This window comes from Bradyrhizobium sp. WD16 (assembly GCF_024181725.1).
GTDB lineage: Bacteria > Pseudomonadota > Alphaproteobacteria > Rhizobiales > Xanthobacteraceae > Bradyrhizobium_A.
Window position 1 is genome coordinate 1,272,811 of the sequence record NZ_CP028908.1, and the last position, 19,811, is coordinate 1,292,621.

17 protein-coding genes and 3 pseudogenes are annotated in these 19,811 nt (G+C 61.0%); 2 read left to right on the forward strand and 18 right to left on the reverse strand.

Annotation, left to right across the window (positions count from 1 at the left end; all coding sequences use genetic code 11):
* Positions 1-210: 210 nt before the first annotated feature.
* Together DB459_RS05950 and DB459_RS05955 are read right to left on the reverse strand one after the other, a co-directional pair.
* Positions 211-1,158, reverse strand: coding sequence for an IS630 family transposase (locus DB459_RS05950; protein ID WP_253711186.1), 948 nt, complete (start codon positions 1,156-1,158; stop codon positions 211-213).
* Positions 1,159-1,396: 238 nt separating this feature from the next.
* The gene (locus DB459_RS05955) at positions 1,397-2,059 is read right to left on the reverse strand and encodes an outer membrane protein (RefSeq protein ID WP_253711997.1); all 663 of its coding nucleotides are present in this window, start codon (positions 2,057-2,059) and stop codon (positions 1,397-1,399) included.
* 307 nt (positions 2,060-2,366) lie between these two features.
* Here DB459_RS05955 and DB459_RS05960 point away from each other — a divergent pair, with 307 nt between their 5' ends.
* Entirely contained in the window at positions 2,367-2,969 is a 603-nt protein-coding gene (locus tag DB459_RS05960) for a TetR/AcrR family transcriptional regulator (protein ID WP_253711998.1), read from the forward strand.
* 167 nt (positions 2,970-3,136) lie between these two features.
* On the opposite strand, the gene DB459_RS05965 is transcribed toward DB459_RS05960, so the two are convergent.
* The 4 genes from DB459_RS05965 to DB459_RS05980 form a co-directional block, all read right to left on the reverse strand.
* Positions 3,137-3,577, reverse strand: coding sequence for a hypothetical protein (locus DB459_RS05965; protein ID WP_253711999.1), 441 nt, complete (start codon positions 3,575-3,577; stop codon positions 3,137-3,139).
* Entirely contained in the window at positions 3,574-3,894 is a 321-nt protein-coding gene (locus DB459_RS05970) for a hypothetical protein (protein WP_253712000.1), read from the reverse strand. Before DB459_RS05970 ends, DB459_RS05965 begins: the two co-directional genes overlap by 4 nt.
* 428 nt (positions 3,895-4,322) lie before the next feature.
* Positions 4,323-4,604 (reverse strand): hypothetical protein, encoded by a 282-nt coding sequence (locus DB459_RS05975; protein ID WP_253712001.1) that lies wholly within the window; start codon positions 4,602-4,604, stop codon positions 4,323-4,325.
* 174 nt (positions 4,605-4,778) lie between these two features.
* Positions 4,779-5,675 carry an FkbM family methyltransferase gene (locus DB459_RS05980; protein ID WP_253712002.1) on the reverse strand — a complete coding sequence of 299 codons (897 nt, stop codon included), beginning with the start codon at positions 5,673-5,675 and terminating at the stop codon, positions 4,779-4,781.
* 403 nt (positions 5,676-6,078) lie between these two features.
* Here DB459_RS05980 and DB459_RS05985 point away from each other — a divergent pair.
* Positions 6,079-6,453, forward strand: a pseudogene (locus DB459_RS05985) (transposase); the annotation flags it as partial.
* A 1,121-nt stretch (positions 6,454-7,574) separates the two neighbouring features.
* Here DB459_RS05985 and DB459_RS05990 read toward each other — a convergent pair.
* The 12 genes and pseudogenes from DB459_RS05990 to DB459_RS06045 all read right to left on the reverse strand — a co-directional run bounded on the left by DB459_RS05990 (position 7,575) and on the right by DB459_RS06045 (position 19,780).
* A complete protein-coding gene (locus DB459_RS05990; RefSeq protein ID WP_253712003.1) occupies positions 7,575-8,645 on the reverse strand; it encodes an IS110 family transposase in 1,071 nt (356 codons plus the stop codon).
* 143 nt (positions 8,646-8,788) lie between these two features.
* The gene (locus DB459_RS05995) at positions 8,789-9,328 is read right to left on the reverse strand and encodes an Imm21 family immunity protein (RefSeq protein ID WP_253712004.1); all 540 of its coding nucleotides are present in this window, start codon (positions 9,326-9,328) and stop codon (positions 8,789-8,791) included.
* A 14-nt stretch (positions 9,329-9,342) separates the two neighbouring features.
* On the reverse strand, positions 9,343-10,611 hold the full coding sequence (locus DB459_RS06000) for an RHS repeat-associated core domain-containing protein (protein ID WP_253712005.1): 1,269 nt from the start codon (positions 10,609-10,611) through the stop codon (positions 9,343-9,345).
* Between the two features lie 880 nt (positions 10,612-11,491).
* Positions 11,492-12,562, reverse strand: coding sequence for an IS110 family transposase (locus tag DB459_RS06005; protein WP_253712006.1), 1,071 nt, complete (start codon positions 12,560-12,562; stop codon positions 11,492-11,494).
* A 100-nt stretch (positions 12,563-12,662) separates the two neighbouring features.
* Complete coding sequence (locus DB459_RS06010) at positions 12,663-13,190, reverse strand: hypothetical protein (RefSeq protein WP_253712007.1); 528 nt, start codon at positions 13,188-13,190, stop codon at positions 12,663-12,665.
* 4 nt (positions 13,191-13,194) lie between these two features.
* Entirely contained in the window at positions 13,195-15,066 is a 1,872-nt protein-coding gene (locus tag DB459_RS06015) for an RHS repeat-associated core domain-containing protein (protein WP_253712008.1), read from the reverse strand.
* Positions 15,067-15,544: 478 nt separating this feature from the next.
* Positions 15,545-16,147 (reverse strand): annotated as a pseudogene (locus tag DB459_RS06020) (IS110 family transposase); the annotation flags it as partial.
* 141 nt (positions 16,148-16,288) lie between these two features.
* Positions 16,289-16,693, reverse strand: coding sequence for a hypothetical protein (locus DB459_RS06025; RefSeq protein WP_253712009.1), 405 nt, complete (start codon positions 16,691-16,693; stop codon positions 16,289-16,291).
* Positions 16,690-17,385 (reverse strand): annotated as a pseudogene (locus DB459_RS06030) (RHS repeat-associated core domain-containing protein); the annotation flags it as partial. The gene DB459_RS06025 and the pseudogene DB459_RS06030, both read right to left, overlap by 4 nt.
* Positions 17,386-17,433: 48 nt before the next feature.
* Entirely contained in the window at positions 17,434-18,957 is a 1,524-nt protein-coding gene (locus DB459_RS06035; protein WP_253707052.1) for an IS66 family transposase, read from the reverse strand.
* A 77-nt stretch (positions 18,958-19,034) separates the two neighbouring features.
* Positions 19,035-19,391 (reverse strand): IS66 family insertion sequence element accessory protein TnpB, encoded by a 357-nt coding sequence (tnpB, locus tag DB459_RS06040; protein ID WP_253707050.1) that lies wholly within the window; start codon positions 19,389-19,391, stop codon positions 19,035-19,037.
* Positions 19,388-19,780, reverse strand: a complete 393-nt coding sequence (locus DB459_RS06045) for a transposase (RefSeq protein ID WP_253707048.1) — start codon at positions 19,778-19,780, stop codon at positions 19,388-19,390. Before DB459_RS06045 ends, tnpB begins: the two co-directional genes overlap by 4 nt.
* Positions 19,781-19,811 lie beyond the last annotated feature (31 nt).

Below are 19,811 nucleotides of genomic sequence, written 5' to 3' on the forward strand. Positions count from 1 at the left end.
GAACCCGGACGCGCCAACTTCAAGGCAACGGGAGAACGGCCCTCCTGGTGTGGCGTCTCGCAATTGCCTACCCCCTTCGCGGCAACCCTCTCGTAGGCAATTGCGAGACATAAGCCACACTAGCTTTTTGATTTTGCTAGTGTCCCTTTGGTTCCAACGTTCGTATGAGCGCCTGCTGCAATGGGATGCGAACGTTAGAGCAGACTCCGATCAAGGTGGATCATATCCGCATGCGGCGAAGTAGTTTGCGCATTGGGCGGGCTTAAAGATGTCGGCGCAGGTTTCGAGGGCGCGCATCAGGGCGGCGACGGTCCGCTCGGCGATTTTGCGCAAATGCGCTTTCAGCTTGGAAAACGCCTTCTCGATCGGGTTCATGTCGGGGCTATAGGGCGGGAGGTAGAGCAGCTCGGCGCCCGCGGCCTCGATCAACTCCTTGACCCGCGGCCCCTTGTGGGCGGACAGATTGTCCATGACGACAACGTCGCCTTTCGTGAGGGTAGGAACGAGGCAGTGTTCCACCCAGTCCTCGAACAGGGCGGCGGTGATCGGACGATCATAGGTCTTCGCCGCCACGAGCCCGCGAAGGCGGATGCCGGCGACGAGCGTGACCGTCTTGTAATGGCCGTGCGGCACGCCGACGCGCAGCCGCCGCCCACGCCGGCAACGCCCGCCTTTGCGCGCCAAATTGGTCGAGGCGCCCGTTTCGTCGATGAAGACGAGCTTCTCGAGATCGAGATCGAGCTGTCGCTCGAACCATTCGAGGCGTTGCTTCAGGACGTCCGGCCGCTGCTGCTCCGAGGCGTGTGCGGTCTTTTTTTTAAACGTGACGCCATGACGGTCGAAGAAGCGCCACAGCACGGAACTCGAAAAATGCTCGCCGCAATTCCTGATCAGACGTTCCTGGATCTCCAGCAGGGTGACGTCCGGCGTGCGCCGGATCAGCCCCATCAGGTAGCCGTGATGGGCTTCGATGCGGCCGGAGCGGCGATCGCCTCCAGTAGGCTTCGGCGACATTTCTCCCGTCGTCTCGAATTGCTTGACCCAGCGCACGGCGCTCGCAATGCTGACTTCGAAACGCTTCGCCGCCGCATTGCGCGACAGCCCGCCCGAGACGACAGCCTCCACCACTCGTTTGCGAAGATCGTCGGAAAGCGCCATTCCAGCCGCCTCCATTCTGCGGCAGGAATCATGAATCAGATGTCAGCCGATTCGGGAATCCCGATTCGATTCACATCGCTCGGAGCCTGCTCTAGAACCGGGACACTGGAGTCGCCGCAATCCTGTCTGACCGGCGCGCTGTCGGCTTTCGCGCCGCAGCTGCCGCGGCCGGGACTCCTGCCCTCCCGGTCGGCCGGTGAGCGGCCGCCCGGGAGGCGATGCCTCGTTCATCAAACGATCAGCGCAGCAGGTCGAAATGGTAGTTCACGCCGAGGCGCACGGTGTGAAACCTGGCGGCGTTCCAGTCCGGCAGATCGTCGTGCTTGAAGTCGATGTAGAGGTACTCCATCTTTGCCGACCATTTCGGCAAGAAGGCCCATTCGACGCCGCCGCCCGCAGTCCACCCCGTCTTCACCTTGCTGAGCGGCCCGTCCTTCAGGCCACCCGCCGCCAGGCCGGCGGTTCCGAACAGCAGCAGGCGGGAATCCATGAGCGCGACACCCGCGCGTGCCCGGCCGGTCGTCAGCCAGGGAACGCTCGCTTCGAGACCGTTCGGCGCATCCTTGTTCTTGAGGTCCGTGGCTTCGAGGTCGTTTTCGATGCCGACGACGAGCATCGGCGACAATTGGTAATTGTAGCCGATCTGCAGACCTCCCAGCGCCCCGCGAACCTTGCCGCCGTCCGCACCCGGCAAGTTGCCGAGCGCATCGTTGCCGCTGGTGCCGCCTCCGACGTTCAACCCGGCATATGGACCGGTCCACGAAAATACAGCTTGCTGGGGCGTATAGGCGGGCGCGGCATAGCGCGTCGAAAGATCGGCGGCGCAGGTCGCGCTGGAGGCGAACGTCGCGGCCAGAGCGATGAGGCGTATCGCGCGGCAGGTCGCGGTATTGGCAGACATGGTTTGAATTCCCCACTTGGCGGCTCCGGGTGAGCCGGATGAACCCGACTAGATTACAGACCAACTAGTCGGTTTGTGAATAGGCGCGATCGAAATACCGCGACGAATTCGAATGACCGCGACTCGCGCGGGCCGATTGCCGCGGCGATTTCCGGTCGTCTTCGGGAGGGGATGCACCGGCGCCGGTGTCGATTGAGCGGCCGAGCCGGGGCGAGGCTCTTCACAAGGTGTTTTCGATTATATACGCCTTGCCAACGCGCCGCGCCTGCCGGACGCGCCGGCGCCGCACGAGAGCAAGAGTAGAGAGATGGACAACGCCACACGATCGGAACGCTCGCGCAACGCCGCGCTTCAGGCCGCCCTCGCCATCATCGCTCGCGATGGCCCTGGCCGGCTGACGCTCGATGCCATCGCGCGCGAGAGCGGCATGAGCAAGGGCGGCCTGATGCACCAGTTCCGGACCAAGAACGCGGTGCTGGAGGCGCTGCTCGACTACCAGACCGAGCAGTTCGAGGCATTCTCGGGCAGCTACATGGCGAAGACGACGTCGGCGCAGCCGGAACTCGCCGCCCAGATCGCCACCTTGCACGAGATCACCGCCAAGCCAAATTCGGTCACCTTCGCCATGCTGGCGGCGCTGGCCGACGATCCGAGCCTGCTCGCCGGCCCCCGCAACCTCGACGCCAAGAAGGTGAAGGCCATCAAGGCCGAAGCCGCCGATCCGCAGCTCGCGCTGCTGCGCTGGGCGGCGGCGCGCGGGCTCGCAATCACCGCCATGCTCGGCATGTGCCCGCTGAGCGAAAAGGAACGCAGCCAGCTCTTCGAGCGGCTGCTCGACGATGCGCAATGGACCGGCTTCGCCAAGCCTCGACCTCAGAACGCAGCGTCACGCCGAACGCGTGCGGGCTGACGCTCGTTAAGCCGTGCAGGCGTATTTCTCGGTGACCTCGCCCGAGGCATTGGCCAGCGCGATCACCGATCCCAGCGCATCGTAGCTGTAGCCGGCGATCCGGATACCTGACGACACCGAGCCGTTGTAGATGCCGGTCAGCCGGTTGAGCTGATCGTCGCTCCTGTCTAGGGAAGTTCGTTGCGTGCAGCCAACTTATTTAGCCTCTGTTGCAGCAACATCAGGGATATAAACATTGTCAATGTGAAGAATACGAACAAAAGAGTGTTCGCCGTCTGCGGTGGTAAAGTCATGACGGAGCGCAATCTACTGTTTATAATCACCACGATCACGAGCTCAAGAGCAAACAATATCACTGCTAGAGGAATATCAGTGGTGATCATCACCTCACGTGCGGGGAACGCCGGGGGAACGAAAATTATCAGTGCCAGCAATGTGAGATGGACGGCGACGCCGACCAGAAGAGCAATCGACAGCGCAGTCGAACCGCCCTGTCGACCTGCAACCGCATCCGCATCACGCACCGTCAATACAAGCCACACGACGGCAAACAGTCCGCCTGTGACCAAGACAAGCCCATACATAATCCACGCGGAACGCGTCCTCATTCGTCAGGCCCACCCAAGGGGGCAATCAGAACGAACTCAGCCAATTGCGCAAGGACGGTCGCGAGATCGACGAGACCTCGTAGATCGTCAAAGTGCGTCTGCCGAACCGTTCCGTTGATCTCCCCTACGGCAAGTTCAGCCTCACCCGACTCCCAGACCAACAGGTCGGCCTCGCGGCTATTAAGCCGGAGATTCAGGCCGCAGGAAGGATTCAGCCTTCCGGGCGGTGAACGCCCGAACTGGGTTAATACTCCAACTGCTTCAAACGCTGTATGCAGCGAGCGCCACCATACCTCCATGATATCTAAAACGTTCAATTTTCGGGCCCTCCGATCACACGACAGAACCATGTCTGGGCCATGGATATCAGATGCTCGAAACTTTCCCCAACCGTTTGCCAAGCCGCTTCCACCATCGCGGCCGCGTCCCGCTTCGTTCTCATGGTAATCTTATTCATGGGCGTTGCTTTCCTCGTGGATTCGACACCCCGAGCCTACCGGCTCAAGGCGAGCAACGCCGCCCTTTCTATTTCAACAGAGGTCGGGACATTCCCGGTTCGCCAGTGTTGGTCGCGTTTGAACCGGCGCGAAGTCCGTTAGTCTCGATCAACGAAGCATACTTGCTGAAGGTGTAGTGGAACGCTGCATCGGCCAGAGGCGCGGCTTCTTCTGCGGCAGCGCGTCATTTAAACGGATCACCTCCATGTAGCAGGATGACTAAAGGGATGGAATATCTGATGCCGGCCCTATAGTTCCGGGGGGAGCGGCGGTTTTGGAGGATTCAGCATCTTGGATAGCTCTCCAGATGCAACCGCGAAGATCGCGGTAACTATTCCCGCTCCAATGCAAATGCGGACCAGTAACGTGTCGAAGCGCGCATCTTGCGGTGTGATGTAGACAACAATGCCCTTGGTCGCATGCGGGACGACTTGGCCGAATTGGGGGAGCGGAATCCGCGAGAAACTTACATAGTTCATCTCGCGGAGGCTCCACCACCACCACGAAGCGGCCAATACGATGGCGGCCAACTGGCCTATCCGGTAGAAAATTCTTTGCTGTGTCATGGTGTCGTGGGTGCAGATCGACCGGGAGATACCCGAGTTGCTTGCGGATATCGCCAGCCAAGTGCCACCGCGTTCACGGCCCGCCCCGGAGTTCTATTCAGCCCGCATTGCATTGAACGATGTCGGCGGCGAGAGCTTTCATTTGAACAACTGACCAATCGCTCGCACGGGAGCCGTAATCCGCCAGGATGTCGAGCGGTAGACCGCGGCCAGTTCGGCCCGTGCACTCCACTCCGCCGGAGGAGGCTCGGCACGCCAGGGTGCGTGGCCGATCAGTTCGGCAAGCGGCGGCACCGTGCAACCATGCCGCGGCCGCAAAACGAGATCGTCGACGCACCCCCGACGGACCATGTTCTCAGGCAGGAATGCGTGACCATCGAGCACAGGTGAGAATGTCCCGTCAGACTCGACACGGCGCACGTCGAACGCGCGCGTCAACCCGCAGGCAAAGGCCAGGGAATTGGCGCCGCACGCAGTGAGGCAAAGACTGTTGAATTCCATCCAGATCGGCAGCTCCGGCCGCAATTGGCCGGTCAGCCCGGTCAGCACCCACGGCTCGTATCCTTCGGTATCGATCTTGAGGAAGTCGAAACGAACGCCATTCTGAACACAAAAGTCGTCCAGCGACAGCGCCGGCACCTCGATTCCGCCTTCGCTGACCACGCGTGAGCCCGCGCTAAACACTTCCGCGTGGTTGAAGCGCACGGTGCCCTTGGCGTCGCCGAGCGCAGCCTCGACCACAGTCACATTCCGCAGACCGTTCAATTCAATGTTTTGCCTGAGGAAAGCTGCCGTCTCGGGTGAGGGTTCAAACGCAAAGACCCGGCCACGCGGCACCAGGCGCGCGAAGATGATTGCGGTTAGCCCGATGTTCGCTCCGATGTCCGCGATCAAAGCGTCCGGCGCCAGGTTCTCTCGCACGAATTTCGCCAAGGCATCGAGGCCCGCGGCGTGAGTCTGTATCTGCTGAAAATATTCGTCACCCGCTGCACCTATGATGTCCGCTGTATCGCCCGCGAGCGTGACCTGCACCATTGATTATCTACCTCCAGCCGATACTGACTTGTCCCGTCCCCGGCCGGCCTGCTCCAGGCCGGGGACGGGACGGCTTCGCACATCGAAAGATCTCACGCCGCCTGCGCCGGCGTCGCTCAGGCTGCCCGCTGCGGAATCAGGTCAAATTGTTGGCCACAACCTTGTTCGTACCCGTGCCGTCATCCACCACACCACCGCTGGCATTTCCGCGGACGCGGTTGTTTGTGAGGATGGCCCGCGCGGCTCTGCTGTCATGCCAGGCAATCCACTTCTCATGGTCTGTTGCCTGGCAGCGCACCAAACGAGCTATCGCCCAAAAGTCGGCGACGGCGGGACTGGCAACGGCGGCATATCGTGGGGGGAGCTTGACGCCTCCACTTCTCCACCGAAGGCGCGATATGCCGTGCCCAAAGATAGCATTCTCATGCTCATGCTCATGCTCATGCAGTCAGGAAACGTCGACGATCAACCGGCCGAAATCTTGCACAAGCGGGCACACATCTTGTTGGCTCAGGCGGTCGAGGCCGAAGTCGCGGACTTTGTCGGCAAGCATGCCGATTTGAAGACCGGGGACGGCCGCCAGCGCGTGGTCCGCCACGGTCACCTGCCGGAGCGAGAGGTAATGACCGGTATCGGTCCGGTCGCCGTCCGCCAGCCGCGTGTGCGCGATCGCGAGGCGGACGCCACCGATCCCGAGCGCATCCGGTTCTCGCCGTCGATCCTGCCACCCTATATGCGCCGGTCAAAGTCGATCGAGACGCTGCTGCCGATCTTTTGGCGGATATGGTCCTCCTTAATTGGAGTAGCGACTTTCCATCTCCTCCGGCCGCTTGAAATCCCTCGTCAGCTCTTCGAGAAGTTCAGGGGAAACCTTCATCTGCATGCTCCAGACGGCTCTCGCCTCTCGGGGGATTATGCAGCGACACAGTTCAGTTTACAGTCTCTCGTCTCGCCACCCTTTCGCAAAAGCAGTGACTGCTCTGTCGTCCTGCTCCGTCACAAGGAAGCCATCGAGGGCTAGCCCAAACTTGAATAGCACGGTGAACCCAACGTTCTGCTTCGGCGCGCCATCCGCCGCGCACAGATCGCGATAGACGGTCGAGCCGTCACGGTCGAAGAGTTTGACGCCACTTACTTCAGCTTGCGACTGCTCTTTTCCAAAACCGACCTCCATTACCGTTCCATCGGCACCGGAAGAAATCACAGTCAGGTCTTCCTTATCCCATGAATCGATAATTTTCGGCCCAAAACGACTCTTCCTGGAATAGTCTGGCGGACCCAAGAGAGCATGCAGGTCCGCACGCGCCATGCCAAAATTAATGGGACCAACGCTTACATACGGATCAATTACAAAAGGAGTAATCATATTTATCCCATCGGAAGGAGATTATTTCTCTCAAGACATTTAAAGTACTCCAACATTGCCTCATTGTACTTCCGGGGATTTCCAATAGCCTTCGAAATTTCCAGAATATCCTGAATTTCGATTGCCATAGCCTCTCGCCATTTTCCGTCTTTTAACAGCGGAATTACGTTGACAGTGCACTTAACCACTTAACTGAATCGTTCCGCGCCTTCGATCGTCACTCGGCTGAGACCACGACTTCGCCGATATAATGCACTGTCATGTGTGGACGGCGCCGTTTTGGCAAGAGGAAACGACGATACCGATGCGGCGTAGTCGGGTGCGGTCATGTGTCCGGCCTGTTGATGCAGGACACTTGCCTGCTGGCCCTGATGTTGTCCGCTGATCTGGTCCCTATCACCGTATCGCGCTTCGATGGCGCCGACAGTAACATCGGGGTGTCCTGATCACCGGCTCGACCCGGTCGCATCAATTCGCAGCACCTTCCGCCAAACTCTGTTGATCTTCGATCGAAGCGGCGCGCAGTTCCGCCCTCAGGCGACCTGCACTTGCCTCGCCATGGGGGTGCGCGCCTCGCTCCGATAGACCCCGCCTCGCATTAGCAGCGCCCACACGATGCGCGCCGTCTTGTTGGCAAGCGCTACCGCAACGACCTTGAAGGGCTTCTTCGCCAACAATCCCTGCGCCCACAGCTTCGATGCCGCGCCGCCGTCCTTCACATGGCGCAGCACCGCCGTGGCACCCACCACCAGCAGCTTGCGCAGGTAACGATCACCCATCTTGGAGATGCGACCCAGCCGCTCCTTGCCGCCGCTCGACGACTGTCTCGGGACCAGGCCGAGAAACGCCGCGAAGTCACGACCCGAGGCAAACATCGAGGGATCGGTGATGCTCGCCGTCAGTGCCGAGGCCGTGACCGGGCCGATGCCGGGAATCGTGGCCAGCCGCCGGCTCGCCGCGTCGGCGCGGTGAGCCGTCAGAATCTGCCGATCGAAGTCGGCGATGGCGGCCTCGATACTTCGCAACTGGATCATCAGCGGCGCCAACGCGGCACGCACCGCGACCGGCAGCCGGGGGTCGTCGGGATCTTCGATGAGTGCCAACAGACCTGGCAGGTGCCGCACACCCTGCGCAGCCACGACACCGAACTCGGCGAGGTGTCCGCGCAATGCGTTGATCAGCCCGACCCGCTGGCCGACCAGCAGTTCGCGACCTCGGTGCAGCAGCAGAAGCGCTTGCTGCTCACGGCTCTTGATCGGTACGAAGCGCATCGATGGCCGGCTGACCGCCTCGCAGATCGCCGCGGCGTCGGCTGCGTCGTTCTTCTGCCGACGCACATAGGCTTTCACATAGGCCGGCGGGATCAGTCTCACCTCGTGGCCGATCTCAGTGAAGCAGCGCGCCCAGAAATGCGACGTGGCGCAAGCCTCCATGCCGATCAGACATTTCTGAAGGCGCCCCACAACTGCAAGCAAGTCCTTGCGTCTCACGGCCCGCCGCAGCACCACTTTGCCGGCGGCATCGACCCCGTGCAACTGAAAGACATTCTTGGCGAGATCGATGCCAAGTGTGACGACGGCCCCGTTTGCTGTAGACTTCTCCATGGACGGCGCTCCCTTGATGAATCGCTTCGACAACGACACATCATGGCACAACAAATGCCGAGGGTGGCGCCGTCCACCCCATCACCGTAATTCCGCCAGTCTCCCGGCGCACCTGTCACCGTAATTTCGTAATCAAAGTCCCCTCATCTCGGGCCATTTCTGACCATCGGCAAGGGTGCCGACAAGACCCGCTCAAAATCGTGCATGATGATACGCGTTTCCTCATCTTCAAAATTATATGTTTTTATCATATAAGATCCAGCTAAAATTGGGATCATCAAAAACTCGGCTTCGCCCGCCTGCATATCCGTTGCGGCATCAAATACGTAAAGTGTCTCTGAATTTGAAATAAATTCACATGATTCTACTTCTGTCAGGCTGGCGTTTTCCAAAATTGTTGGGATCGATCGATAATCGAAATTTTCTGGAGCATACATATATCTGTATATGACTGGCGATCCATCTGGCTTCAAAAAGAATGATGTGGGCATGGGCATGTCACCTAGGACTAACACCCAATCACTTTCCAATGGTATTATACCTGCATAATCTTTAACAGCACATGCTCTGGCGTAATCTGAGTCGGCAGAGAGCGTGTTCAACGAACTGCCGCCAATCCCCCGCCATTTTTCACTCAGGCAGGCCTCCATCACGACAAGAGGCCCACCAGTGGACGTGACCATTCTTTCTGGCTCTATTACCATCTTTTGCTCGAAATAGTTTGAAACGACTGACTCTCAGGGCCAGATTGCAGTCCCCTAAGTCTTCCTCCTTGTGTCTGACTGCAAGAGAGACATTGTGGATAGTAATCTTGCGCGCCTCCAGGGGAATTAATCGACGTTGGAGGCTGATGATCCCCCACCCAATTTCCGGACTTGGTGCCGGGATCATTCGTGCCGCAAGTGTGGCAGCCGAAGGTCCCGCCCAAGTCGTTAATGTCCTTCCGTTGTTCCGCGGTTGGGCGTGGACTTGGACCGGCTGGGATTGATCCGCCAGCATACGGTCCTACACCCACGTTGGGCGGAACGTCGGCTGAGTTATTGAAGACTCCGTTGATTGCTTTGCCAGCATAGTACGCCGTTCCGACGGCCAACGCCGCAACGGCTCCGCTGCAAGCGGGAATTGCCGCGCACGCGACTGCTCCCTCGACAACGCATGCGTCAACACAGAATCCGCTCGGATCCGTTTTATTGACGGGATCATTGCCCGTGTAGGCATAGAGATTGATGTTGTCCTTTATCCCGATCGGATCGGTCTGCAGGAACCGGCCCAGCGTCGGCGAGTAGGCCCTCGCCCGGTAGAAGTAGAGCCCGGTCTCCGGATCGAAGCGCCGTCCGGTGAAGCGATACGCCGCCGTGCCGGCGCCGCTGGTGACGGTCTGGCCGTAGGCCGTGTAGGCGTATTTCTCGGTGACCTGGCCCGATGCGTTGGCGAGCGCGATCACCGATCCCAGCGCATCCTGGAACTGATAGGTCGAGGCCCCGCCCGGCGCCACCGACAGCACCGGCTCGTCGAGGCCGGCGCCGTAGGCGAACATCCGGGAGAAATACACCGTGCCGGTCCCGGTATATTCCGCCAGCTCCTGGTCGCCGTAGGACAGCCAGGCGGTGGTGGTGCCGTTGACCGTCTTGAGGTAGCGGCGGCCGAGCGCGTCATAGCTGTAGGACACGGTCGTGCCGCTCCTGCTCGCCGAGACCAGCCGGTTCTCGGTGTCGTAGCCGTAGGTCCAGACGCCGTCCGAGGTCAGGTTGCCGCGCTTGTCGTAGCTGTAGGTCGCGGCCCCGCCGCCGGTGAGGCTGGCATACTGGTTCAGCGTGTTGGCGGTGTAGGTGGTGGTCGCCGCCGCGAGGCCCGACGGCAGGTAGCTGGCATCGGACGCGGTCAGGCTCGCGCGCTGGTGATCCTGGTTGTAGGTCAGCCCCAGGGTCAGCGACGAGCCGTTCCAGCTGTGGGCGAGCGAGGCCACGAGCCCGGCCGGGGTATAGCCCAGCGTGGTGGAGGCGACCGCCGCGCCGGCCGGGCCGTAGGAGACGCCGGTGCGCTGCGACAGCGCATCGTAGCTGTAGCCGGCGATCCGGATGCCCGAGCCTATCGCTACAGCAGGTACACCTTCGGACTCGATTCACCCACGGGGAGCTCTATCGCGAAGCATCATAGCCTTGTGGAAACCAAATCCCGCGAACCTCCGGGTTGCCAAGGTTTGGCTGAACATGGTTTCGCTCTAGCGCTGACAATTCGACGTCTTCTGCCAATTGCACGATATTCGGGGGGCCATTTGGCCCGAATACAAATTCTCTTAGCAACTTGACAGCATCATCATAATCGTACGCGGTAACCCCACAACCAAGATTCAGAGCAGTCGGCATGGGGAGCCTTTCGAACTCAAACCAGAATCTCCTGAGCTTTCCTTTCATGGGAACGCCTGTGGTTCGAAGCGGATCACCGGCCCGATGTTCGGATTTCCGACCCCGGGGTAATTCGGTGACAGTGCATTGTATCGGCGAAGTCGTGGTCTCAGCCGAGTGACGATCGAAGGCGCGGAACGATTCAGTTAAGTGGTTAAGTGCACTGTCATGTGTGGACGGCGCCGTTTTGGCAAGAGGAAACGACGATACCGATGCGGCGTAGTCGGGTGCGGTCATGTGTCCGGCCTGTTGATGCAGGACACTTGCCTGCTGGCCCTGATGTTGTCCGCTGATCTGGTCCCTATCACCGTATCGCGCTTCGATGGCGCCGACAGTAACATCGGGGTGTCCTGATCACCGGCTCGACCCGGTCGCATCAATTCGCAGCACCTTCCGCCAAACTCTGTTGATCTTCGATCGAAGCGGCGCGCAGTTCCGCCCTCAGGCGACCTGCACTTGCCTCGCCATGGGGGTGCGCGCCTCGCTCCGATAGACCCCGCCTCGCATTAGCAGCGCCCACACGATGCGCGCCGTCTTGTTGGCAAGCGCTACCGCAACGACCTTGAAGGGCTTCTTCGCCAACAATCCCTGCGCCCACAGCTTCCATGCCGCGCCGCCGTCCTTCACATGGCGCAGCACCGCCGTGGCACCCACCACCAGCAGCTTGCGCAGGTAACGATCACCCATCTTGGAGATGCGACCCAGCCGCTCCTTGCCGCCGCTCGACGACTGTCTCGGGACCAGGCCGAGAAACGCCGCGAAGTCACGACCCGAGGCAAACATCGAGGGATCGGTGATGCTCGCCGTCAGTGCCGAGGCCGTGACCGGGCCGATGCCGGGAATCGTGGCCAGCCGCCGGCTCGCCGCGTCGGCGCGGTGAGCCGTCAGAATCTGCCGATCGAAGTCGGCGATGGCGGCCTCGATACTTCGCAACTGGATCATCAGCGGCGCCAACGCGGCACGCACCGCGACCGGCAGCCGGGGGTCGTCGGGATCTTCGATGAGTGCCAACAGACCTGGCAGGTGCCGCACACCCTGCGCAGCCACGACACCGAACTCGGCGAGGTGTCCGCGCAATGCGTTGATCAGCCCGACCCGCTGGCCGACCAGCAGTTCGCGACCTCGGTGCAGCAGCAGAAGCGCTTGCTGCTCACGGCTCTTGATCGGTACGAAGCGCATCGATGGCCGGCTGACCGCCTCGCAGATCGCCGCGGCGTCGGCTGCGTCGTTCTTCTGCCGACGCACATAGGCTTTCACATAGGCCGGCGGGATCAGTCTCACCTCGTGGCCGATCTCAGTGAAGCAGCGCGCCCAGAAATGCGACGTGGCGCAAGCCTCCATGCCGATCAGACATTTCTGAAGGCGCCCCACAACTGCAAGCAAGTCCTTGCGTCTCACGGCCCGCCGCAGCACCACTTTGCCGGCGGCATCGACCCCGTGCAGCTGAAAGACATTCTTGGCGAGATCGATGCCAAGTGTGACGACGGCCCCGTTTGCTGTAGACTTCTCCATGGACGGCGCTCCCTTGATGAATCGCTTCGACAACGACACATCATGGCACAACAAATGCCGAGGGGGGCGCCGTCCACCCCATCACCGTAATTCTGGTTCCCTACCACGGTCGATAGTCCAGCACTGTCAGTGGCAATATGCTGCTAAATACGCCTGACTGAGCCGACTGAGGTCCACGCAAATAGGAGTAGCCGCTTGCCCTTATTGCTTCGTAGTCAGCGGTCGGCAAGAACGGTGTCATAGTCAATCCAACGTGGAATATGCTTCTGACCGCAATCAAAAGCTTACCTCCTACTGCGACACCAAAAAGCAGATTTAGAGTCTCGCTACTCATCGCGATTGGTTCATGGCCAGCAACCGCACCTCCGCGCGAAAACTTCTTGGCGAGACGTTTACTGACGCGACTGCACTTCTCAAGCCACACTGCGGTATGACCGGTATCGGTCAACCAAATCTCGATACGAATCTTGTCGAGATCATCTGGCTCAAACACCGCCTCATAAACCACCCGATAGTCATCGCCAGAACCAAGAGGAGCGTTGCTCGACTCGGCAAACCTTATGCCGGCTGCACCAAGCCGCTTCTGGTTCCAGCTTGCGAACACTGATTTTATTTCTTCAACGTCCATCTATTTACTTTGTCGTATTTGAAGCTGGAGAGACCCACAAATTTGGACTGTCACTCGTTGCTGTTCCTGAGACTGCCGCTGCCGCTGCCGCTGCCGCTGCTCCAGATGCAAATCCATCACCAATCGGGTTTGCGACGACAACAAGCCCCCGCGAGGACAGTGAGATAGCTGAGTCATAGTGGCCACTGCCAATGCGCGCACTAAGGACTTCCGCATCCTTTGCCGCATTGTAGCTCCATCCAATCCTCCAATTTCCGGTATTCGCCCATCCCGGCGACTGAGTGTAGCCCGCATCCGCAGCCCTGGCACCACCCCGACCTAAGAGCCACCCACTAGGCGTGAGACCGGATAGTCCCGCGCCTACCACAGCAGATACACCAACGCTGGTCCAGTTTACCTGACTAAAGTTCCCCCCGTTGAAGGCAAGTTGAATCGCAAGATCTACCCCTCCACCGGTCAATGCCCCCACCGCCGCAGCGACGCACCATGGGCAATTGCCGCTCGGATCCGTTTTGTTGACGGGATCATTGCCCGTGTAGGCATAGAGATTGATATTGTCCTTGGTCCCGATCGGATCGGTCTGCAGGAACCGGCCCAGCGTCGGCGAGTAGGCCCTCGCCCGGTAGAAGTAGAGCCCGGTCTCCGGATCGAAGCGCCGTCCGGTGAAGCGATACGCCGCCGTGCCGGCGCCGCTGGTGACGGTCTGGCCGTAGGCCGTGTAGGCGTATTTCTCGGTGACCTGGCCCGATGCGTTGGCGAGCGCGATCACCGATCCCAGCGCATCCTGGAACTGATAGGTCGAGGCCCCGCCCGGCGCCACCGACAGCACCGGCTCGTCGAGGCCGGCGCCGTAGGCGAACATCCGGGAGAAATACACCGTGCCGGTCCCGGTATATTCCGCCAGCTCCTGGTCGCCGTAGGACAGCCAGGCGGTGGTGGTGCCGTTGACCGTCTTGAGGTAGCGGCGGCCGAGCGCGTCATAGCTGTAGGACACGGTCGTGCCGCTCCTGCTCGCCGAGACCAGCCGGTTCTCGGTGTCGTAGCCGTAGGTCCAGACGCCGTCCGAGGTCAGGTTGCCGCGCTTGTCGTAGCTGTAGGTCGCGGCCCCGCCGCCGGTGAGGCTGGCATACTGGTTCAGCGTGTTGGCGATGTAGGTGGTGGTCGCCGCCGCGAGGCCCGACGGCAGGTAGCTGGCGTCGGACGCGGTCAGGCTCGCGCGCTGGTGATCCTGGTTGTAGGTCAGCCCCAGGGTCAGCGACGAGCCGTTCCAGTTGTGGGCGAGCGAGGCCACGAGCCCGGCCGGGGTATAGCCCAGCGTGCTGGAGGCGACCGCCGCGCCGGCCGGACCGTAGGAGACGCCGGTGCGCTGCGACAGCGCATCGTAGCTGTAGCCGGCGATCCGGATGCCCGACGACACCGAGCCGTTGTAGATGCCGATCAGCCGGCCGAGCTGATCGTAGCTGGAGCTCACGGTGACGCCGACCGAGGGCGGATAGACCAGCGCGGTCCGGTTGCCGTTGGCGTCGAGCGTCGTCGTGACCGCGCCGAACAGCGGCGTGGTCTCGCTGATCTTGCGTCCGGCGGTGTCGTAGCCGATCGTGGTCGGCGCGCTGTCGCCGTTGGCCTGCGCGGTCAAAAGATTGCCGCTGTAGTCGTAGCCGAGCGTGATCGTCGGCTGGTTCGACGGCGCCTTGCTGACCCGGCGGTTCAGCGCATCGTAGCTGTTCCGGATGACGGTGCCGTCGCGCCGCTGGAATGCAACCTCGTTGCCGGCGGCATCGAGGGCGCGGATCTCGTAGTCCGGGGCGCTCGCCGTGCTGTCCGGGTGTCGTTTCCTCTTTTGCCAAAACGGCGCCGTCCACACATGACAGTGCATTATATCGGCGAAGTCGTGGTCTCAGCCGAGTGACGATCGAAGGCGCGGAACGATTCAGTTAAGTGGTTAAGTGCACTGTCACCGGAATTCTGAACATGGTTTCGCTCTAGCGCTGACAATTCGACGTCTTCTGCCAATTGCACGATATTCGGGGGGCCATTTGGCCCGAATACAAATTCTCTTAGCAACTTGACAGCATCATCATAATCGTACGCGGTAACCCCACAACCAAGATTCAGAGCAGTCGGCATGGGGAGCCTTTCGAACTCAAACCAGAATCTCCTGAGCTTTCCTTTCATGGGAACGCCTGTGGTTCGAAGCGGATCACCGGCCCGATGTTCGGATTTCCGACCCCGGGGTAATTCGGTGACAGTGCATTGTATCGGCGAAGTCGTGGTCTCAGCCGAGTGACGATCGAAGGCGCGGAACGATTCAGTTAAGTGGTTAAGCGCACTGTCACCGTAATTCACCGTAATTCGATGGCGGCCTCGATACTTCGCAACTGGATCATCAGCGGCGCCAACGCGGCACGCACCGCGACCGGCAGCCGGGGGTCGTCGGGATCTTCGATGAGTGCCAACAGACCTGGCAGGTGCCGCACACCCTGCGCAGCCACGACACCGAACTCGGCGAGGTGTCCGCGCAATGCGTTGATCAGCCCGACCCGCTGGCCGACCAGCAGTTCGCGACCTCGGTGCAGCAGCAGAAGCGCTTGCTGCTCACGGCTCTTGATCGGTACGAAGCGCATCGATGGCCGGCTGACCGCCTCGCAGATCGCCGCGGCGTCGGCTGCGTCGTTCTTCTGCCGACGCACATAGGCTTTCACATAGGCCGGCGGGATCAGTCTCACCTCGTGGCCGATCTCAGTGAAGCAGCGCGCCCAGAAATGCGACGTGGCGCAAGCCTCCATGCCGATCAGACATTTCTGAAGGCGCCCCACAACTGCAAGCAAATCCTTGCGTCTCACGGCCCGCTGCAGAACCACTTTGCCGGCGGCATCGACCCCGTGCAGCTGAAAGACATTCTTGGCGAGATCGATGCCAAGTGTGACGACGGCCCCGTTTGCTGTAGACTTCTCCATGGACGGCGCTCCCTTGATGAATCGCTTCGACAACGACACATCATGGCACAACAAATGCCGAGGGTGGCGCCGTCCACCCCATCACCGTAATTCGTAAAGGTTTTGACGCCGATCGTAGGAACGGGCGGCCATCATCCCCTTTCATTTTGACCCTGATGATGGGTTGACTGGCGCTCCCTCGCCAAGGCGGATTAACAACTCATCGCAGAAACCGCCAGGGTCCTTGGGCGTAATCAGGACGAACGTTAGCATCCCACGCTTCTCTATCAGGATGGCTTTAGACGTGAAGCGGTTGCCAATGCGAATTGCCCGAAAAGGATTTACTGCCACGCCCGACACGGAAAAAGCATTGACTGCCCTCACGCTGCGAATATCGCCGAATGGAATTTTGTATATTGCAATACTTCTGAATAGAACAACCTCCACAGCGGCAGATGTCAGGCGAAAATCATAGATGTACGGGAGCATGAAGAAGATGCACAAGAATATGCCTGCAAGTGACGCCACAGCGCCAACGACTGCGATCAATTTCCCGAGCGTTGTCACTTTCCCGAACCCGATCCACTAGAGGGCACAGTAGCCGGCAACACGGTTAAATTCGAGGATGACGGGGCAGTTGAGAACAAGGTCGTGCCGGAACTGGTCGTCGTCGTATATATGCTGGCGCTTACGCCAAGCCCCTCACCCAGCAGTGGCGGCGAAAAGGAAGCCGACCACGTTCCACCGGAACTCGTGGAAACCTGAACACCACCCTGCAAGGGACCAATGCCAAGATTGGCGGATAGTGTCTGCGATTGGCCCGCCAAATCAGACGCTGTTTCCGCGTTAGTTATGCCAAATGAGAATCCACCGCTCGCCGATGCGCCCACAATCGCCGAATTCTTATCGACACTGAACGCGCCAGCCGTCCCGCCGGTTGTCGTATTGGTAACAACTGACAGGTTCCAGTTCTTATCGACCAGAATGGCGACTGTTCCGGACGCCTGTCCGCCCGCCTGCGCAAATATCGAACCTAGGCCAGCCTCAGCTAGGACGCCGAAGGAAGCCGTAATACCCCACAACCCGTATGGATCGACTACATTCAGCGGATCATTTCTAACATAAGCATAGAGATTGATATTGTCCTTTGTCCCGATCGGATCGGTCTGCAGGAACCGGCCCAGCGTCGGCGAGTAGGCCCTCGCCCGGTAGAAGTAGAGCCCGGTCTCCGCATCGAAGCGCCGTCCGGTGTAACGATACGCCGCCGTGCCGGCACCGGTGGCGACGGTCTGGCGTAAGCGTCGTTCTCAGGCCACGGCTCTGAGGTCTTGCTTTCGGTAGGCCCACGGCAATAGCGCGTCGATATCGCGATTGGGATGACCGTTGACGATCCTGGTGAGGACATCCGTGAGATAGCCGAGTGGATCCATGTCGTTGAGTTTGCAGGTCTCGATCAGTGTTGCGATGGTGGCCCAGTGCTCAGCGCCTCCGTCAGAGCCAGCGAACAAAGCATTCTTCCGGTTCAGCGTAATCGGGCGGATGGAACGCTCGACGGTGTTGTTGTCGAGCTCGATGCGGCCATCGTCGAGGAAGCGGGTCAGTCCCTCCCAGCGCGACAGGGCGTAGTTGATCGCCTCGGCGAGTTTGCCCTTTTGGCTGATCAGACCGAGTTTTGTGCGCAGCCACGGCTCCAATGCGTCGATCAGCGGCCGGCTTTTCTGCTGCCTGGCCAGGCGATGCTCCTCGGCGCTGCGGCCACGGATGTCCTTCTCAATCGCATACAGCGCAGCAATACGCTGAAGCGCTTCGCTGGCAATCGGCGCAGGTCCGGCCGTGGCGAGTTTGTAGAAGTTGCGCCGGACATGGACCCAGCAGAACGCAAGCTGCACGTCGCCGCGCTCGGCCAACCTGCGGTAGCCGGCATAGCCGTCGACCTGCAAGATGCCCTTGAAGCCGTCGAGATGGATGATCGGCCGCTCGGCTTTGCGGTCCGGGGCATAGACATAGGCCACGCCCGGCGGATCGGATCCGCCCCATGGCCGGTCATCGGCGGCATAGGCCCACAACTGGCCGGTCTTGGTGCGGCCGCGGCCGGGATCCAGCACCGGCAACGTCGTCTCATCGGCGAACAGTTTTGGCCGCTGCTTGAGCTTGTCGAGCAGGCGTTGGTGCAGCGGACGCAGGTGCCAGGCGGCATGCCCCACCCAGTCTGCCAGCGTCGAGCGGTCGAGGTCGACGCCTTGCCGGGCATAGATCTGGGCCTGGCGGTACAGCGGCAGATGGTCGGCATATTTGGAGACCAGCACCTGGGCAATGGTGGCTTCCGTTGGCATCCCGCCCTCGATCAGCCGCGCCGGCGCCGGGGCCTGCACGACGCCGTCCTCGCATTGGCGGCAAGCGTATCTCGGTCGGATCGTGACCAGCACCCGGAACTGCGCCGGCACGATATCCAGCCGCTCGCTCTTGTCTTCGCCGATCCGGTGCAACACGCCCTGGCAGCAGCGGCAAGTCCTGTCGTCGATGTCGATGGTCGTCTCAATCCGCGGCAGATGCGCCGGCAGCGCGCCGCGGTTGGCTCGCCGCTTTGCTGCTCCGGCCTGTCGCGCGGCCGGTGTCGCCTGCTCGGCGCCCGCTGCGTCACACGCCGCCGCCTGCTCGACGTCTTCCAGGCCCAGCAGCATCTGCTCCTCGGGCAGCGTCTCCGCCCGGCGGCCAAACTGGTGGCGCTGCAGGTCCCTGATGATCTGACGCAGCCGTTCGTTCTGCACCCGCTCGGCGAGTAGCATCGCTTTCAGGGTCTCGAAATCGTCAGGCAATCCATCGCTCGGCATGATCAAATCAGATCATATTTTCCCGCACTTTGCGACGATTCCAACGATGCTGATTCACTTCGTCGCAGAGCCAAGTATCAGCCCGGCTGCGCCGGCGTCACCGTCTCGCGCAAGGCATGGACACGCCGCCAATCCAGCCCTTCGAGCAGCGCCGACAATTGCGCAGCCGACAGATGTATCACGCCGTCTTCGATCTTCGGCCAGCGGAAGATGCCATCCTCAAGACGCTTGGCGAACAGGCACAACCCCGTGCCGTCCCAGAACACCAGTTTGATCCGATCCGCACGTTTGGCGCGGAACACGTAGATCGCGCCTGAGAACGGATCCGCCGCCAAACTCTCGCGCACCAGGGCCGCCAATCCATCCGCGCCCTTGCGGAAGTCCACAGGCTTGGTCGCCACCATCACCCGCACCGCGCCGGTCGGGCCGATCACGCGCCGGCTTTCAACGCCCGCAACACCGCGGCGATCGTCTCCGCCGAAGCACCGGGGCCGATGCGCACCATCACGCCGTCGATCGCAACCTCGATCGTTCCGGCGAGCGGTTCGTCCTGGTGCCGACCCGTGGCCTTGCGCTGCCGGGGGCCGGCGGCGCCGCGCGGTGCCGCATCGACCACCGCCGGAACGAACCGCAGCTCCTCATCCCTGGAAGCGACCGTCTGAGCTTCTCTGACTTGCCGGCGCCAGCCGAACAATTGCTGCGGCGACAATCCATGCCGCCGAGCCACGCCGGAAACAGAATCGCCGCCGGTCTCGATCTCCGCGACCACCCGAGCTTTGTCCTCGTCGCTCCACGTCCGCCGGCGACCCGCGCCGGTGAACACCTCAAGCCGTCGAACCGGCCTGGTGATAGCA

Bases quoted from the DNA above. Each gene is read 5' to 3' on its own strand.
- DB459_RS05980 (WP_253712002.1), bottom strand. From the start codon at position 5,675: ATGGTGCAGGTCACGCTCGCGGGCGATACAGCGGACATCATAGGTGCA.
- DB459_RS06010 (WP_253712007.1), bottom strand. From the start codon at position 13,190: ATGGACGTTGAAGAAATAAAATCAGTGTTCGCAAGCTGGAACCAGAAG.
- DB459_RS05960 (WP_253711998.1), top strand. From the start codon at position 2,367: ATGGACAACGCCACACGATCGGAACGCTCGCGCAACGCCGCGCTTCAG.
- DB459_RS05955 (WP_253711997.1), bottom strand. From the start codon at position 2,059: ATGTCTGCCAATACCGCGACCTGCCGCGCGATACGCCTCATCGCTCTG.
- DB459_RS05990 (WP_253712003.1), bottom strand. From the start codon at position 8,645: ATGGAGAAGTCTACAGCAAACGGGGCCGTCGTCACACTTGGCATCGAT.
- DB459_RS06035 (WP_253707052.1), bottom strand. From the start codon at position 18,957: ATGCCGAGCGATGGATTGCCTGACGATTTCGAGACCCTGAAAGCGATG.
- DB459_RS05995 (WP_253712004.1), bottom strand. From the start codon at position 9,328: ATGGTCACGTCCACTGGTGGGCCTCTTGTCGTGATGGAGGCCTGCCTG.
- DB459_RS06015 (WP_253712008.1), bottom strand. From the start codon at position 15,066: ATGCACTGTCATGTGTGGACGGCGCCGTTTTGGCAAAAGAGGAAACGA.
- DB459_RS06005 (WP_253712006.1), bottom strand. From the start codon at position 12,562: ATGGAGAAGTCTACAGCAAACGGGGCCGTCGTCACACTTGGCATCGAT.
- DB459_RS05965 (WP_253711999.1), bottom strand. From the start codon at position 3,577: ATGAGGACGCGTTCCGCGTGGATTATGTATGGGCTTGTCTTGGTCACA.
- DB459_RS05950 (WP_253711186.1), bottom strand. From the start codon at position 1,158: ATGGCGCTTTCCGACGATCTTCGCAAACGAGTGGTGGAGGCTGTCGTC.